This is a genomic window from Arthrobacter globiformis, assembly GCF_030817195.1.
Classification (GTDB): domain Bacteria; phylum Actinomycetota; class Actinomycetes; order Actinomycetales; family Micrococcaceae; genus Arthrobacter; species Arthrobacter globiformis_D.
The window spans coordinates 3,779,115-3,794,729 of record NZ_JAUSYZ010000001.1 but is presented as its reverse complement, the minus strand read 5'-3'; the positions used below and the strand labels follow the sequence as shown (position 1 = coordinate 3,794,729).

The window sequence follows — 15,615 nt, the reverse complement described above, 5'->3', positions numbered from 1 at the left end:
TAAACTCGCTTTTCTTTCGGGTGATGGCAAGCTTTAACGTTACCAGTCGAGCCGCGTGGACACTGCCCGGGCCCGTCCCTAGGCTGGCTTCATGAAGCTGACAAAATACACGCATGCCTGTGTCCGGCTCGAAAAGGACGGCCGGGTGCTGGTCCTGGATCCGGGGACCTTCTCCGAAACCGCCGAGGCGCCTGGAGGGTGTACACGCCGTCCTCATCACGCATGAGCACGCCGACCACATCGATGTCCCGGCCGTGGCCGCTGCCCTTGGTGATAACGGAGGGCTAGAGCTCTTCGCGCCGGAGGGCGTGGCGCAGAACGTGCGCAAGGAAGCGCCGGACGCCGCTGACCGGGTGCAGGCCGTGGAGTCGGGGACGGCCTTTGACGCCGCAGGCTTCGCGATCCGCAGCTTCGGCGGCCAGCACGCGCTGATTCACCCCCAGATTCCGGTGGTCGCCAACATCGGCTACCTCGTGGATGAGAACGTGTACCACCCGGGCGACTCATTCATCATCCCGGACGGCGTCAGCGTGCGAACGCTTCTGGTCCCTATCCATGCCCCGTGGAACAAGGTCAGCGAGGTGGTGGACTTCGTGATCGGCGTCCGCGCAGAGCGGGCATTCGCCATTCACGACGGGCTGTTGAACGACACCGGCCTCGGCCTGGTGGAGGGCCATGTCAAGCGGATCGGGGCCAGGTACGGCACCGAATACACCCATCTGTCCGCCCGCGAATCCGTGGAGGTCTAGGGCCGCCAGACACCCGTGTCGAAGAATGCCTTCAGTGTGTCCTCGTGTGGCTGCGGATCCAGTCCCTGGGCCGCCAGCCACGCAGGACTGTAGTGGCTGCCGGCGTACCGGTCACCGCCGTCGCACATCAGGGACACCACGCTGCCGCGTTCCCCGTGTGCCACCATCCGTGCCACGAGCTGCCAGACGCCCCAGAGGTTGGTGCCCGTTGAGGGCCCGGCGTGCAGCCCCGCCAGCGTGTGCAGGTGCCGCATGGCTGCGACCGAGGCGGCGTCGGGAACCTGGATCATGTGGTCGATGACCGAGGGGACGAAGCTTGGCTCCATGCGGGGCCGGCCGATCCCTTCAATCCGGGACGGCATGCCGGTGCTAAAGTCCGCAGCACCGCTCCGCCACCCGGGATAGAAGGCGGAATTCTCCGGATCGACCACCGCCAGGGAGGTGGCGTGGCGGTGGTAGCGGAGGTAGCGGCCGATCGTGGCGCTGGTTCCGCCTGTGCCGGCTCCCACCACAATCCAATGGGGGACCGGGTGCTCCTCCAGCGCCAGTTGCTCAAAGATGGACTCGGCAATGTTGTTGTTGCCGCGCCAGTCCGTGGCGCGTTCGGCGTAGGTGAACTGGTCCATGTAGTGGCCGCCGCTCGTGGCGGCAACCTCGGCGGCTGCCGCGTACACCTCTGAGGCATGATCCACCAGGAGGCAGGCGCCGCCGAACTGTTCGATCAGGGCGATCTTTTCCTGGCTGGTGGTGCGGGTCATCACGGCGATGAACGGCAGGCCCAGGAGTTGCGCGAAGTAGGCCTCGGAAACGGCGGTGCTGCCGCTGGAGGCCTCCACGATGGTGGTGCCCTCCTGGATCCATCCGTTCACCAGCCCGAACAGGAAGAGGGAACGGGCCAGCCGGTGTTTCAGGCTTCCGGAGCGGTGCGTGGATTCATCCTTGAGGTACAGCTGGACGCCCCAGTGTTCAGGCAGCGGCACCGAATACAGGTGGGTGTCTGCCGAGCGGTTGTTTTCCGCATTGATCTTGCGGACAGCCTCATCCGCCCATGCCCGGCCCCGCGTCCCTGCCCTGTTCACTTAAGCTTCCCGTTCACTGAATCGCCTGCTCACTGGATCAGCCTACCGGCGGGGGCAGCCGGGGCTAGAGTTGGACAGATGGACACTCTCATTGACGTGGCGGGGCTGAACGCCCGGATGGCGGCCGGTCAGCGGACCGTGGTGCTGGACGTCCGCTGGGCGCTAGGGGATCCGAAGGGCCACAGCCACTACCGGGAAGAGCACATACCGGGCGCAGTGTACGTCGACCTGCCCACCCAGCTGGCGGAGCCCGCAGATCCGGGCCGCGGGCGCCACCCGTTGCCTTCGCCGGCCCGATTCCAGGAAGCGGCCCGGTCCTGGGGAATCTGCGACGGCGACGTCGTGGTCGCCTATGACGATGCCGGCAACACCTCCGCCGCCCGGCTGTGGTGGATGCTCCGGAATGCCGGCGTGCGCACTGTTTACCTGCTCGACGGCGGCCTTGCCGCCTGGCGCAGGGCAGGGCTGCCCGTGGAGGGCGGCGAAGTGCAGCCGGACGCCGGAGACGTGACGCTTGCGGGCGGCGGCATGCCGGTGACCGACGCCGACGGCGCCGCAGACTGGGCCGACGGAGGCGTGCTGCTGGATGCACGCGCCGCAGAACGGTACCGCGGGGAAGTCGAACCGGTGGACCCCCGGCCCGGCCACATTCCCGGCGCCGTTAGCGCCCCCACCGCCGGAAACCTTGACGACGACGGCCGCTTCCTGCCGGCAGAGAAGCTGCGGGAACGCTTTGCAAGCCTTGGGGTCGACGCAGCGACGCCCACCGCCGTCTACTGCGGCAGCGGCGTGACAGCCTCCCACGAGATAGCGGCCCTGGAGATCGCCGGATTCAGCGCCGCTCTATTCCCCGGCTCCTTCTCCCAATGGTCCAACGACGCCTCCCGCCCGGTGGCCACGGGTGCCCATCCAGGAGAATGATCCCCGGGGTGGTTGAGCTTGTCGAAACCCGGCTTGATTTCGACAAGCCCAATCAGCGGTGGGACGCCATACGCAGTGCACCGGCAATTGGAAGTCGCCGGGGAGCCGCGGTAGCGTCGCCATATGACTCCTGGACGCCCCGTACCCCCGCCGCTGAACCTGCGGATCCCGCTGGAAGAAACCGCCGTCGGACCCCTCGAAGGGCGCCTTGCCGCCGCCCGCGGCGCGTCGTCCGCCACGAGCGGCCTGGTTGGCCTGACCGTTGCCCGCCGCGCGCCCAAAGCCGACGACGTCGAAATTGCGATCGACTTCTGCGGTCTTTGCCACTCGGACGTTCACGCCACCCGGGGTGAGTGGGGCACCCAGAACTACCCGCTCGTACCGGGCCACGAGATTGTGGGCAGGGTTAACCGCGTCGGTTCGGATGTGAAGGACTTTCAGCCGGGAGACCGCGTGGGCGTGGGCTGCATGGTGGACTCCTGCCGTGAATGCGAGAGTTGCCTCGAAGGGCTGGAGCAGTACTGTGAACGTGGCCTGACCGGGACGTACGGTGCCAAGGACGCCCGGAACGGGGATGCCGTCACCCAGGGCGGTTACGCAGCATCCGTGGTGGTGGACCGGCGGTACGTCCTGCGGGTGCCCGAAAACCTGGATCCCGCGGCGGCTGCCCCGCTGCTCTGCGCGGGCATCACCACCTTCTCGCCGCTGCGACACTTCGGTGTCCGGGAAGGCCACGTGGTCGGCGTCGTGGGCCTGGGCGGCCTGGGCCACATGGCCGTCAAACTGGCCAAAGCGATGGGCGCCCAGGTGAAGGTCTTCACTACTTCTGAATCCAAAGTATCGGCGGCGCTGGAACTGGGCGCTGACGAAGTAGTCCTTTCCCGGGACGAGGAAGCCATGGCCGCTGAGAACCGGAGCATCGACGTCATCATCGATACGGTGGCAGCACCGCACGACCTCAACCCGTTTTTCCGGACCCTGCGCCGTGACGGGGCCCTGTTCCAGCTGGGGCTGCCCTCCGAAGCCATGCCGCCGGTCAACCCCGGGGCACTGATCAGAAGGCGGATTTCCTATGCGGGTTCCCTGATCGGAGGTATCGCCGAGACGCAGGAGATGCTCGACTTCTGCGCCGAGCACGGGGTCGTCTCGGACATCGAACTGGTTGGTGCCGAGCAACTTAACGACGCCTATGACCGGATGGTCGCCGGTGATGTGAAGTACCGTTTTGTCCTGGATACATCCACGCTGCAGGAACCGTCGGAAAGGGCTGACGCATGAGCACGCTGTTCACCAAGATTCTCAACGGGGAGATCCCTGGCCGGTTTGTCTGGCGCGAGCCGGACGTCTCCGCGTTCCTGACCATGGGCCCGCTGGCTGACGGGCACACGCTGGTGGTTCCGACTGAGGAAGTGGACCGCTGGACGGATGCCTCACCTGAGACCCTGGCCAGGGTCATGGAAGTGGCGCGTCGCATCGGCGCGGTGCAGGTGGACACGTTCGGGGCTGCCCGGGCAGGACTCATCGTGGCTGGTTACGAGATCAACCACATGCACGTGCATGTGTGGCCTTCCAACAGCATGGCGGAATTCAATTTCGCCACCGCCGAACACAACCCGGACCCAGCGCGGCTGGACGCCAACGCCGAAAAGCTGCGGGCAGGCCTGCGCGACGCCGGCTACGGGGAGTTCGTGCCGGAGGCTTAGGAGGAATCCACATCGGCAATTCGCGCCCGTTCCAGACTGACTGATTCCACGACTATCGGTGCCCGCTAACCGCTCCCTGGTAGCGGTGGTGCCGTGGATCGGTAGCTGTGGCCGGTGGGTGTGGTGATTTCGATGGTGTGCCTCGGTCCCGGTCTGGGTTGGGCTTTCCAGCCGGGGAGTTCTTTGGTGTGGTTGCATGGTTCGCACAGGCCGGCGCCGTTGGCCAAGGTGGTGGTTCCGCCGTCGTGCCAGGGGATGATGTGGTCGTGGTGGCGGATGCGGGCGTCGCAGTAGGGGGTGCGGCAGGTGTCGTCGCGGATCTGGATGAAGCGGCGCAGCGGTGCCGGGAAAAGCCGCCGCCGTGATTCCATTTCTACGAGGTCGCCGGTTCCTGGGGCGGTGTAGAGCCGCCGGATCCAGGTCTTGAGCTCCTCGCCTCCTTCTCCCGGTCCGTGGGTGAGGAGGTTGCGTGCCCAAGCGCCGGGGACGGTGCCGTAGCCGGGGATCCGGGCGGGTTCGGTGTCGCCCTGGAGGAGGGTGCGGTCGGTCATGACGAGGTTGATCTCGATGCCGGTGATGCCGGCGTGGGTGCCGGTGGTGCATTCGACGAGGGTGTCGGCTTTGATCTGGTCGCGGGAGCGCGGGTCCCCGGCGCCGTGGAGGGCATCGGCCTGCCGGGACAGTGCTGCCCAGACCGCGACGCCCTGCTGGACGGGCAGCAGCGCGGTCAGGTACGTCATGGTGTCCGGGGCCGGGCGCAGGCTCACGGTCCGCTCGGACGCGGCGTGGCTGGCGCGCTGGGCGACGGAGCTGGGGCCCCTGCGGGTGGCGGCGGCCCGGGCCGCGGCGATGACGGTGCGGGTCCCGGCGCCGGTGAAGGTTCCGGTGTCGGCGGCGAGTTCCTCGTCGACGGCGGACCGGTCGGCGGGACTCAGGCAGGCGGTCTCTTTCACGATGTGCATGGCGCGTTCTTCGTTGAGCTGTCCGGTGTCCAGGGCGGCCAGGGTGCGGGGCATCTGCACCAGGGCCTTGGCTGTGCTGAACAGCCGGGCGCCGCGGTTTGGGGACTCGCCGCGGGCGAGGGCGATCTGCTCGGCCGCGCCCGGGCCCCGGTCATTGCTGCGGTCTTTGCCCAGATCCTCGGCGGTCAGTGTCACCCGGTGGGCGTGCTCCTGGCTGTGCCGGGCCTCGAAGGTCACGGCAAGCCTCGCCTGTTGCCCGGCAAGCATGTTTTTGATGTTCTCGTAGGCGTGCGTCTGGTCGATCAGCCCGGCACTGTCGGCGCTGAGATCGGCCCGCAGAAGGGCGGTTGCCGCCGCGACCCGGTCCGGCAAAGCCGGCCGCGGCGTACGGGGCCCGCGCCCGTCAGTGCCGGTGGCTGCGTTGGTGGCTGCGCCGTCGGCGAACAGAACGTCCGCATAGAGGGCCTCGGGAAATGGGTCCTCCGGGAACTCAGCGTCAGCAATCAGGGTCTCGGGGAAGGGGTCCTCCGGAAGAACGTCGTCGGGGTCCACGAAGTTGGGGTCGTCGTCGTAGGGAAACCGGTCAGGAACTGCGGCAGCCTGCAGAACGCCGCCGTGCGGCGCCGCTGCTGGCAGTGCCGAATTCCTGATGCCTTCCATGGGTACAGTCTGCCAAGGGGGACTGACAATTTAGGGCGGATCGGGCACCGGATGAGGGCGGGATCCAGAAAGTTTTTGAGCTCCGCCACAGAACGAAAACTGGGTAGCAGGTCAGGGCCTTCCCAGCCCTGAGAACGCCCTGAAATGCTACTTAGTTGGGGGAGGCTACGCCGCGAGCACCTTGTTCAGCGCCGTCCGGATCCGCTTCTCGGACACCGAATAGGCCGTTCCGAGTTCGACGGCGAACAGGCTCACCCTGAGCTCTTCGATCATCCAGCGGACCTGCGTCAGCTCGGCACCTGCCCGGCGGCCGGGCAGCAAAGCCGACACGGCGTCGTCGTAATCATCCTCCAGCTCCTGGACCGCCGCCATGTTGAGCGCATCGCGCTGCACGTTGCCGGGCAGCTTCTCCAGGCGTTTTTCAATGGCAGCGAGGTAGCGGGGGAGCTGGCTCAGCTGGGCATAGCCCGTCCGGGCCACAAAGCCGGGGAAGACCAGCTGTTCAAGCTGGCTGCGGACATCGTTGAGCGCGCTGATGAGCGCCAGGCTCGTGGTGCCCCTGAGCTGCTTTTCGATCCGGCGGGTGCTGGCGAGGATGCGCTCCACGATGGCCGTGACGCTGAAGACGGTGTCGATCAGCTCCGCCCGGACATGTTCGTACAGGGCATCGAACGCTGCCTGGTCCCACGGGAGCTCAGCCGGAGTGAGCTTGTCCACCGCCGCCAGGACGCAGTCGGCGATCAGGGCAGACACGGACCCGTGAGGGTTCTGGCTGAACGTCAGCTTCTCGGTGTTGTTCAGGTGTTCGAGGACATAGCGGTCCGGTGCGGGCACGCGAAGGGCGAGGAGCCGGATGACACCGCCCCGCATGGATTCCTGCTGCTCCGACGCCGTCTGGAAGATGCGCAAGCCAACAGATTTTCCTTCGTCCACCAGCGCGGGAAAACCGGTGACGGTGTGACCCTTGACGGTGACGCTGGCTTGGCGCTGAATGGTGCCGAACCGCCACTCGGTCAGGCCGGACTGTTCCGTGAACCCGGCCTGTGCCTGTGGCCGGCCGTCCTGAGGGGCAGCCTGCTGCTGGCTCTTCTTCGACGACCGCGGACCGGCAGTGGCGGGGGTGGCGCCCAGCGACTCCGCGATGGCCCGGCGGGTGGCCGGCGCGAGCCGCTCCTGCAGGGCTTCCAGGTCCTTGCCCTCGTCCAGGACCTTGCCCCGGCTGTCCACCACCTTGAAGCTCACCCGCAGGTGCGGCGGAACCGCTTCCCAGTTCCAGGATCCGGGCGGGACGATCTGGCCCTTGAGCCGGCGCAGGACAAGCTCCAGCGAGCTCTCCAGCTCGTCCTCGGCCGGGTCGAAGTCCGCTTCCAGCGCCGCCACGGCCTGCCGGGCGACGTCCGGGGCCGGCACGAAGCTCTTGCGGACCTGCTTCGGCAGCGACTTGATCAGCGCCGTGACGAGTTCCACGCGCTGGCCTGGGATCAGCCAGCGGAAGGGTGCGTCTTCGAGCTGGTTCAGGAAGAGCACCGGAACTTCCGCGGTGACGCCGTCGGACGGGTTGGGTGTCGAGCCGGGTGCCACCGGATGGAATTCATAGCTCAGGGGCAGTTCGAAGCCCTTGTGCAGCCACGTCTTCGGGTAGGCGGACTCGTCCAGCGCGTCGGCGTCCTCGCTCAGAAGCAGGGCCTCATCGAAGTCCAGCAGCGCCGGATCCTGCTGCCGGGCGTCCTTCCACCACTTGTCGAAGTGCCGTTCGGAGACGACGTCCTTGCCGACGCGCGCGTCATAAAACTCGAAGAGCGTCTCGTCGTCCACCAGCAGGTCCCGGCGGCGCATCCGTGCCTCGAGTTCTTCCACTTCCTGCAGCAGGGCCCGGTTGCGGTGGAAGAAGTTGTGGTGCGTCTTCCATTCGCCCTGGACCAGCGCATGCCGGATGAACAGCTCGCGGGCCAGGACGGGATCGACCCTGCCGAAGTTGATCCGGCGCTGCGCGATGATGGGTACGCCGTACAGTGTGACCTTTTCATAAGCCATCACCGCGCCCATCTTGGTGGACCAGTGGGGTTCGCTGTAGCTGCGCTTGATCAGGTGCGGCGCCACCTGCTCGGCCCACGACGGCTCGAACTTGGAGGCCACCCGTGCCCACAGCCGGCTGGTCTCCACGAGTTCTGCTGCCATGACAAACGTGGGCGACTTCTTGAACAGTGCCGAGCCCGGGAAGATGGCAAATCGTGTTCCCCTGGCGCCCGCGTATTCCCGCTTGCGTTCATCGAGGATGCCGATGTGGCTCAGCAGGCCGGAGAGCAGGCTGATGTGGATGCCCTCGTGGTTGCCGACGGCGTCTGCCTGGCGCTTGTTGTCCAGGCTGATGCCCAGCGGCCGGGCCAGCTGCCGTAGCTGCGTGAAGAGGTCCTGCCACTCGCGGACGCGCAGGTAGTTGATGAACTCGTTGCGGCACAGGCGGCGGAACTGGGTGGAGGACAGCTCCTGCTGCTTCTCGTGGATGTAGTTCCAGAGGTTCAGGTAGCCGGTGAAGTCGGAATTCTCGTCGCGGAAGCGGGCGTGCTTCTCCGCCGCCAGCTGCTGCTTGTCCGTTGGACGCTCGCGGGGGTCCTGAATGGTGAGGGCAGCCGCCAGGATCATGACTTCACGGACGCAGCCGCGCTTGCCGGCCTCCACAATCATGCGGCCGAGCCGCGGGTCCACGGGAAGCTGGGCAAGTTTCTGTCCGACGGCGGTCAGGCCGCCGCCGCCGTTGCGGCCCGCATTCCTGCCGCTTTCGGCATTGGCCGCCTGGGACGAGCCAGTGGCGGCCTGCGGCGCCGGCAGGGCGCCGAGCTCCCGAAGGAGGGTCACGCCGTCGTTGATGGCCCGGGAGTCCGGCGGCTCCACGAACGGGAAGTTTTCGATGTCCTTGGGCCCCCGTGCGACGCCCATGGCGGTCATCTGCAGGATGACCGCAGCCAGGTTGGTGCGCAGGATTTCCGGGTCCGTGTAGAGCGGCCGGGACTCGAAGTCCTCCTCGGAATACAGCCGGATGGCGATGCCGTCCGACACGCGGCCACAGCGTCCGGAACGCTGGTTGGCAGACGCCTGGGATACCCGCTCGATGGGCAGCCGCTGCACCTTGGTGCGGTGCGAATAGCGCGAGATACGGGCGGTGCCGGTGTCGATGACGTACTTGATGCCCGGCACGGTAAGGGAGGTCTCGGCCACGTTGGTGGCCAGCACGATCCGCCGCTTGCCGCCCGGATTGAACACCCGGTGCTGTTCCTGAAGGCTCAGCCGCGCGAACAGCGGCAGGACCTCGGTGCCGGCCAGCCGCCGGTTGGACTGGATCCTGGCCTGCAGGGCGTCCCCGGCGTCGCGGATTTCCCGCTCGCCGGAGAAGAAGATGAGGATGTCGCCCGGCGCTTCAAGGGCGAGCTCGTCGACGGCATCGCAGACCGCGTCCAGCGGGTCGCGGTCCTCCTCGAGTTCATCGTCGGAGGAGTTGTCCTCGTCATCACCGGTGGACGGGCCGCCGGCCGGCTGGGAGAGGGGCCGGTAGCGGATCTCCACCGGGAAGGTCCGTCCGGACACCTCAACGATGGGTGACGGTTCCTCGTCCGAGCCGAAGTGCTTTGCAAAGCGTTCGGGGTCGATGGTGGCGGAGGTGATGATCACCTTCAGGTCCGGCCGCTGCGGCAGGATCCGCTTGAGGTAGCCGAGGATGAAGTCGATGTTCAGGCTGCGTTCGTGGGCCTCATCGATGATGATCGCGTTGTATTTGCGGAGCAGCTTGTCGCGCTGGATTTCGGCCAGCAGGATGCCGTCGGTCATCAGTTTGACCTTGGTGGACTTGCTCACCTCGCCGGTGAAGCGGACCTGGAAGCCCACTTCCTGCCCGATGTCGACGCCGAGCTCGGAGGCAATGCGCTCGGCCACCGTGCGGGCTGCGAGGCGCCGCGGCTGGGTGTGGCCGATCAGTCCGTTCTCACCCAGGCCCAGCTCCAGGCACATCTTCGGGATCTGGGTGGTCTTTCCGGAGCCGGTCTCGCCGGCAATGATCGTCACCTGGTTGGCGGCAATCGCGGCCATCAGGTCCTCGCGGCGCTCGGAGACCGGCAGCTCGGCGGGGTAGGAGATGTGAAAAGTCATGGCTCCCACAAGTCTACTGCCGCGTAAAAGGACCCGGCGTGCGCCGGGTCCTTGGTTGGATGGACGGTTTGCTAGAAGATGCGCATGGTGTAGTTGCTGCTGGGCAGGTCCAGCGCGGACCAGTCACGCGCCGAGTGCTCGGGAGGGGTGTGGCCGCGGCCATCCCGCAGAATGGCGCCGACCGTAGCGGCAGCTGCAACGAGGACCAGAACAAGGAGGGCGATTCCGAAGATTTCCATGTCTCCATGGTTCTCCTGGGGAAGCCCCGAAAGAAGTGGCAGAAATGCCTAAAAAGTACAAATTTCTGCCATACTGGAAACATGCTCAAAACAGTGGCAGTCATTGTGGTTCCCAACTTCTCGATCTTTGAGTTCGGTACCGCTTTTGAGGTGTTTGGCATCGACCGTTCGGACCGGGGAACAGGCGTGCCGCAGTTCGACTTCCGGGTGTGCACTCCGGTGCCGGGAGACGTTCCGCTGAAGTCCGGCCTCACCATGAATGTCGGCCTCGGCCTGGAAGCCGCCGCCGATGCCGACCTGGTGATCATGACGCCCTATGGCAGGGACGAAGACGTCCCGGAATCCGTCCTCGATGCCCTCCGGGCGGCGCACAACCGCGGCGCCTGGGTGATGTCGATCTGCTCCGGCGCGTTTGCACTGGCGCGGGCAGGGCTCCTGGATGGACGCCGGTGCACAACGCACTGGCACTACTCGGGAGAGCTCGCCGCCCAGTACCCCAAGGTCCTGGTGGACGAGAACGTCCTTTATGTCGAGGACAGCAGGATCATCACCAGCGCCGGGACGGCGGCGGGCATTGACGCCTGCCTGCATCTGGTGCGGATCGAATTCGGGGCGGCCGTGGCGGCCGCCATCGCCAGGGATATGGTGGTCCCGCCGCACCGCGACGGCGGCCAGGCCCAGTTCATCGACCGGCCGATGCCCGAGTGCGGCTCCCAGCCCATGGAGGAACTCCTCCGGTGGATGGTGGAGAACCTGGACGAGGAACATCCCGTCCACGAACTGGCCGCGCGCGTGCACATGTCCCCGCGCACCTTTGCCCGGCGGTTCCGTGCTGAAACAGGAGCCACCCCGGCTGCGTGGCTCAATTCCCAGCGCGTCCTGCGCGCCCAGGAGCTTCTGGAATCCACGGAGCTGAATATCGACGAGGTGGCGCGGCAGTCAGGATTCGGCCACCCCGTGCTGCTCCGGCACCACTTCGCCAAGGTGCTGGACACGAGTCCGCAGTCCTACCGCCGGACCTTCCGCGGCCAGATGGTCCCGGCAGGCTAGCTAGCGTCGAAAACCGGATTTGCCGCTGCCGGGCCGCGATTCCTCAGCGGCAGTCCGGGTCGACTCCACGAGCACGCGCCAAGGACCGGTGACTGCCGTTTCCGGGAGAGTGGCGCGGCGTTGGCCGGCGCGGATGGAGTACATGAAGCGGTCCGGCTGCCCGTCCGGCGCCTGCCGGGGGTCGTCGACGGCGTCCCATGGGCACGCTTCGACGAGGGGCTGCCAGCGGCTCTTTTCACTGGTCGTGACGGCCTGTACCGTCCAGACGCGGGTGAGTGCGGCTATCCCGCCGCTGCGCTCGACTGTGATTTTCATGGCGCCGTTCCCGGGGTTCCGCGACTGCCGGGAAGCGGAAGGCCACAGTCCCGGCGTCGGTTAGAGCTTTACCTTCACAGTCTCCCACGCCCCGCGCACGGCGTCATGCTCTGCGGACTCCTCGCCGAATAGTTCCTTCGCCGTTGCGGCGGTGGCTTTGGCGAAGGCGGCGAAGGTGGTGGCGGGGCTCAGCGAGCCGCCCGTGAGTGTCTCGTACCAGATCTGCCCCGGCGCATCCCAGGCGTTGCCGCCCAGCGTCTGGGCGACGAGGCAGAACGCCCGGTTCGGAATGCCGGAATTGATATGGACTCCGCCGTTGTCCGATCGTGTGCGGACGTAGGAGTCCATGGAGTCCGGCTGCGGGTCCTTGCCGAGGACGTCGTCGTCGTAGGCCGTTCCCGGCGCTTTCATGGAGCGCAGGGCGGACCCTTCAACCTGCGGCGTGAACAGGCCCTCGCCGATCAGCCAGGACGCTTCGGCCGTGGTCTGCTTCCGGAAATACTGCTCCACGAGTGCGCCGAAAACGTCGGAGACGGACTCGTTGATGGCACCCGCCTGGTTGCGGTAGGCGAGTCCGGCCGAAAACTGTGTCACCCCGTGGGCCAGCTCGTGGCCGATCACGCTGAGCGACCTCGTGAACCGCTCGAAGACCTCTCCGTCCCCGTCGCCAAACACCATCTGCTGTCCATCCCAAAACGCATTGTCATACATCCTGCCGAAGTGGACGGTGGCCTTCAGCGGCATTCCCAGCCCGTCGATCGAGTTCCGTCCGAAGGCATCCGCGTAAAGGCTGTGTGTATGGCCCAGACCGTCATACGCCTCGTCGACGGCGGGATCGCCGGTGGCGGCGTCTCCCTCTTTCCGGACAACCTGCCCGGGCAGCGACTCGCCGAATTTCGCGTCGAAGACGGACCTGTTGACCGGAGCGGGCTCCAGCAGCCTGATGCCGGCAGGAGCCGACGGCGCCGACATCCGTGCGGCGTGCATGGCGCCAACGTGGAGCAGGGCTTCCCTGGCGGCGCGTGCAACTGCCGAGAACCGGGGCGATCCCTGGGTGGCCAGGCGGCGGAGGATGTACGGCGGAACGATTGAACAGACCATGCCACTCACACTACGAACGGCCTCTGACATTCCGGCTCAGGCACACGGGAGATACAGGAAACCCCCGTCCGCTTTGAGTAAGCGGCGGGGGTTTCTTCTGTGCCCTCGATAGGATTCGAACCTACGGCCTTCTGCTCCGGAGGCAGACGCTCTATCCCCTGAGCTACGAGGGCATCCAGGGATCCTGCCGTTCCCGGCCGGACGTCCTAGAGCTTAGCAGGAAGGTGGGCCGGAACGGAAAACGAAACCCGTTTTCCTGCCCCATATCAGTATCCCGCGAACGAATCCACGTGCATACGGCGTGCGCCGGCATGCCGCGCGGCGCGCCGCAGCGAACCGACGCTGGCCGGTGAACCCGAGATGAAAACCCTGCGCTGGCCGATATCCGGCACCAGCCGTTTCAGCGCGTGGCCGTCCAGCCGTGCCCCCGGGGCAAGCAGCGCGCCGGCGTCCTCGATGAAGTCCGGCGGCACCGAGCCGTCGGCGAGCCGGGCGACGATGCGGGCACCGGAATCCTGCAGTTCCGCCGCATAAGCGAGTTCCGCAGCACTCCGGGCGAGGTAGAGGAGCACGGTGTCGCGCTCGCGGGCCACGCCGCCGGACAGGTGCGCCAGATATGGCGTGATGCCGATGCCCGCGGCAATAAGCAGCACAGGATCCGAACCTCTCGGCAGGACGAAGTCGCCCGCCACGGTGGTGGCTGTGAGCTCCTCGCCGGGCTTGAGGGACAGCAGCTTGCGTTTGGCGGCGGAAACGGGGTCAGCCGTACCGACGCCGATCTTCACATGTTTTGCCTCGGGCGGGCTGGTCAGGCTGAAGACGCGGCGCCTGCCCCGACCGTCCGGCTTGGCGTGCGGAAGATCCAGCTCCAGGTACTGGCCGGGCGCGTGGCGGAGCGGGCGCTGGGGGCGGAAGACGAATTCCGTCGTCGTCGGCGTCAGGCTGCGGGAGTGGCTGAACAGCAGCCGGACACTTCCACGCTGGCCTGCCAGGAACGCGAGCAGGTTGCCGACGAGCAGTGCCAGTTCGGGGGAGTTCGCCATGAAGCCGAAGTTGAAGGGCGTGGCCAGCAGAACCCCGACGACGGCGGCCATCGCCAGCTGCTGCCGGCGCCTGGGCGGCAGGGTGAGCGGCTCAGTGAGCATGAATCCGGCAAAAAACAGCACGGGGCCCTGCGCCAGGGTCTGCCACACTGCACTTCCGAGGTCGACGCCGGAGGGTACCTGCACCGCGGCCAGGACGGCGGTGGCCACCAGGATGAAGACTGCGGCCATGGGCGTTTTCCGGGTGCGGTAGAGCACCAGCACGACTCCCGGGACCAGGAGCCACAGCATGGCAGGTGTGCCGGCCCACCACGTGGCGATGTTGAGGCCGGTCAGCCCGGTGATGAAGGCCCCGGCGGCCGCGGGGTTGAAAACGTGGCGGCCGCGCCAGGCGAGTGCGTACTTGGAGGCTGACGCCAGGACGCAGGCCAGGGCCACTCCGGCCAGGTCCATTGGCGCAAACGCCGGTCCGAGCTGCGTGGGCCAGAACAGGAAGTAGAGCAGCAGGCCCGTAATCAGCGAGGATTCCGAATGCGGCTGAACGCGGAACAGCGCGGCCAGGCCGCGGTTGGAAATGTATGTCAGCCCCAGGCAGAGGGCCAGATGGGCGAGCAGGTTCGGGATGCCGAACGTCATCCAGCCGAGGGCGTCGAGGAGGAGGCTGTAGGCCGCCAGCACGGCAAGCACCAGCAGCACCAGCCTGTACCTCGTGAAGCGGCCCAGGTACGCGTCCAGGGCGCTGCCGAGTGAGGCCTGCTGCCGGGAGGTGGTTGAACTCATGTGAACAGGGCTCCTTCGAATTCCGCGGAGTACTCCGCGCTGCCGTTGGAAAAAACCTTGAGCCAGGAAAAACGGAAGTGGCGTTCCAGGTCCTCGGCCGGAACCAGGAACAGGGCGGTGGCGAGGGCGTCCGCCTCCATGGCTGTGCCCGCCCGGGCCCAGGTGGCAACGACCGTCCTGACCGGCGCCCCGGTGGTGCCGTCCAGGACATGATGGAGGCCGTCTCCCCAGGCCCGCCGGTTCGACGCCGAAGCACAGAGGGCGCCGGATCCCAGCGCCACGGTTGCTATCGCCTTGCTGGGGTCATATGGATGCTCCAGGGCCACCTGCACCGGCTCCTGCCCGCCGTTCAGCAGGTCGCCGCTGGCGTCAATGAAGAAGTCCGTCACCCCATGGCCCCTGAGCTGTTCGGCCACGAGGTCCGCGAGTTGCCCCTTGCCGGCCGCGCCAATGTCCAGCACCACGGGGGCAGCGGTGCGCAGTGAGGTTCCGCGCCATTCCAGGACGGTGTCCCAGACCGGGGGTGGTGCAGCTTCTCCGCGCGGCTGTAGTGAATAGTGCGGATCGTAGCCCAGCCGCTCAAGGCTTTCACCGATGAGGGGCGTCATGGCTCCGCCGCTGAGCATGTAGAGCTGCCGGTAGAGGGCGGCCAGGCCGGTGGCTTCGGGCGGCAGTTCATACTGCCCGGGCGTCACGGAGATCCGGGTCACCAGGGAGTCTTCGCGGAACCTGGACCACGTGGAGTCGTAGCGCTCCACTTCAGCCAGAACTGAGCTGCGCTGCCCCGGGGACAACGGGACAGGGGTGGAGATTTCCCAGCTGGTTCCGATGCCGTCAAACCGGAAGTCCTGCCAGCCCGCATGCGGCATGGCG

General features: G+C 66.8%; 12 protein-coding genes, 1 tRNA gene and 1 pseudogene. 5 read left to right on the top strand and 9 right to left on the bottom strand.

Going from position 1 to position 15,615, the window contains the following annotated elements; all coding sequences use genetic code 11:
- The first annotated feature begins 91 nt into the window (after positions 1-91).
- Positions 92-749, top strand: a pseudogene (locus QF036_RS17280) (MBL fold metallo-hydrolase).
- Here QF036_RS17280 and QF036_RS17275 read toward each other — a convergent pair.
- A complete protein-coding gene (locus QF036_RS17275; protein WP_307103819.1) occupies positions 746-1,828 on the bottom strand; it encodes a PLP-dependent cysteine synthase family protein in 1,083 nt (360 codons plus the stop codon). The pseudogene QF036_RS17280 and the gene QF036_RS17275 sit on opposite strands and share 4 nt — an antisense overlap.
- Before the next feature lie 78 nt (positions 1,829-1,906).
- Between QF036_RS17275 and QF036_RS17270 the strand changes: the two genes are divergently transcribed.
- The 3 genes from QF036_RS17270 to QF036_RS17260 all read left to right on the top strand — a co-directional run bounded on the left by QF036_RS17270 (position 1,907) and on the right by QF036_RS17260 (position 4,452).
- Positions 1,907-2,749 carry a sulfurtransferase gene (locus QF036_RS17270; RefSeq protein ID WP_307103818.1) on the top strand — a complete coding sequence of 281 codons (843 nt, stop codon included), beginning with the start codon at positions 1,907-1,909 and terminating at the stop codon, positions 2,747-2,749.
- A 123-nt stretch (positions 2,750-2,872) separates the two neighbouring features.
- A complete protein-coding gene (locus QF036_RS17265) occupies positions 2,873-4,027 on the top strand; it encodes an NAD(P)-dependent alcohol dehydrogenase (protein WP_307103816.1) in 1,155 nt (384 codons plus the stop codon).
- Complete coding sequence (locus tag QF036_RS17260; protein ID WP_003804824.1) at positions 4,024-4,452, top strand: HIT family protein; 429 nt, start codon at positions 4,024-4,026, stop codon at positions 4,450-4,452. The genes QF036_RS17265 and QF036_RS17260 overlap by 4 nt, the downstream gene beginning before the upstream one ends.
- Before the next feature lie 65 nt (positions 4,453-4,517).
- Here the strand turns inward: QF036_RS17260 and QF036_RS17255 are convergent, their stop codons facing one another.
- The 3 genes from QF036_RS17255 to QF036_RS17245 form a co-directional block, all read right to left on the bottom strand.
- Positions 4,518-6,074, bottom strand: a complete 1,557-nt coding sequence (locus tag QF036_RS17255; protein ID WP_307103814.1) for an HNH endonuclease — start codon at positions 6,072-6,074, stop codon at positions 4,518-4,520.
- A gap of 165 nt (positions 6,075-6,239) precedes the next feature.
- On the bottom strand, positions 6,240-10,214 hold the full coding sequence (gene hrpA / locus QF036_RS17250) for an ATP-dependent RNA helicase HrpA (protein WP_307103812.1): 3,975 nt from the start codon (positions 10,212-10,214) through the stop codon (positions 6,240-6,242).
- A 71-nt stretch (positions 10,215-10,285) separates the two neighbouring features.
- Positions 10,286-10,453 carry a hypothetical protein gene (locus tag QF036_RS17245; RefSeq protein ID WP_307103811.1) on the bottom strand — a complete coding sequence of 56 codons (168 nt, stop codon included), beginning with the start codon at positions 10,451-10,453 and terminating at the stop codon, positions 10,286-10,288.
- Between the two features lie 81 nt (positions 10,454-10,534).
- On the opposite strand from QF036_RS17245, the gene QF036_RS17240 reads away from it, so the two are divergent.
- Positions 10,535-11,503: a GlxA family transcriptional regulator gene (locus tag QF036_RS17240; protein ID WP_307103809.1), complete on the top strand. Its 969-nt coding sequence runs from the start codon at positions 10,535-10,537 to the stop codon at positions 11,501-11,503.
- On the opposite strand, the gene QF036_RS17235 is transcribed toward QF036_RS17240, so the two are convergent.
- From QF036_RS17235 to QF036_RS17215, 5 genes are all read right to left on the bottom strand, one after another.
- Positions 11,504-11,818 carry a protealysin inhibitor emfourin gene (locus QF036_RS17235; protein ID WP_307103807.1) on the bottom strand — a complete coding sequence of 105 codons (315 nt, stop codon included), beginning with the start codon at positions 11,816-11,818 and terminating at the stop codon, positions 11,504-11,506. It lies immediately after the preceding gene.
- 60 nt (positions 11,819-11,878) lie between these two features.
- Positions 11,879-12,919, bottom strand: a complete 1,041-nt coding sequence (locus QF036_RS17230) for a M4 family metallopeptidase (RefSeq protein ID WP_307103805.1) — start codon at positions 12,917-12,919, stop codon at positions 11,879-11,881.
- Positions 12,920-13,019: 100 nt separating this feature from the next.
- Positions 13,020-13,092: transfer RNA gene (locus QF036_RS17225), tRNA-Arg, on the bottom strand.
- A 93-nt stretch (positions 13,093-13,185) separates the two neighbouring features.
- Positions 13,186-14,742: a ferredoxin--NADP reductase gene (locus QF036_RS17220; protein ID WP_307103803.1), complete on the bottom strand. Its 1,557-nt coding sequence runs from the start codon at positions 14,740-14,742 to the stop codon at positions 13,186-13,188.
- Complete coding sequence (locus tag QF036_RS17215; RefSeq protein WP_307103801.1) at positions 14,739-15,611, bottom strand: FAD:protein FMN transferase; 873 nt, start codon at positions 15,609-15,611, stop codon at positions 14,739-14,741. Before QF036_RS17215 ends, QF036_RS17220 begins: the two co-directional genes overlap by 4 nt.
- Between the last annotated feature and the right edge of the window lie 4 nt (positions 15,612-15,615).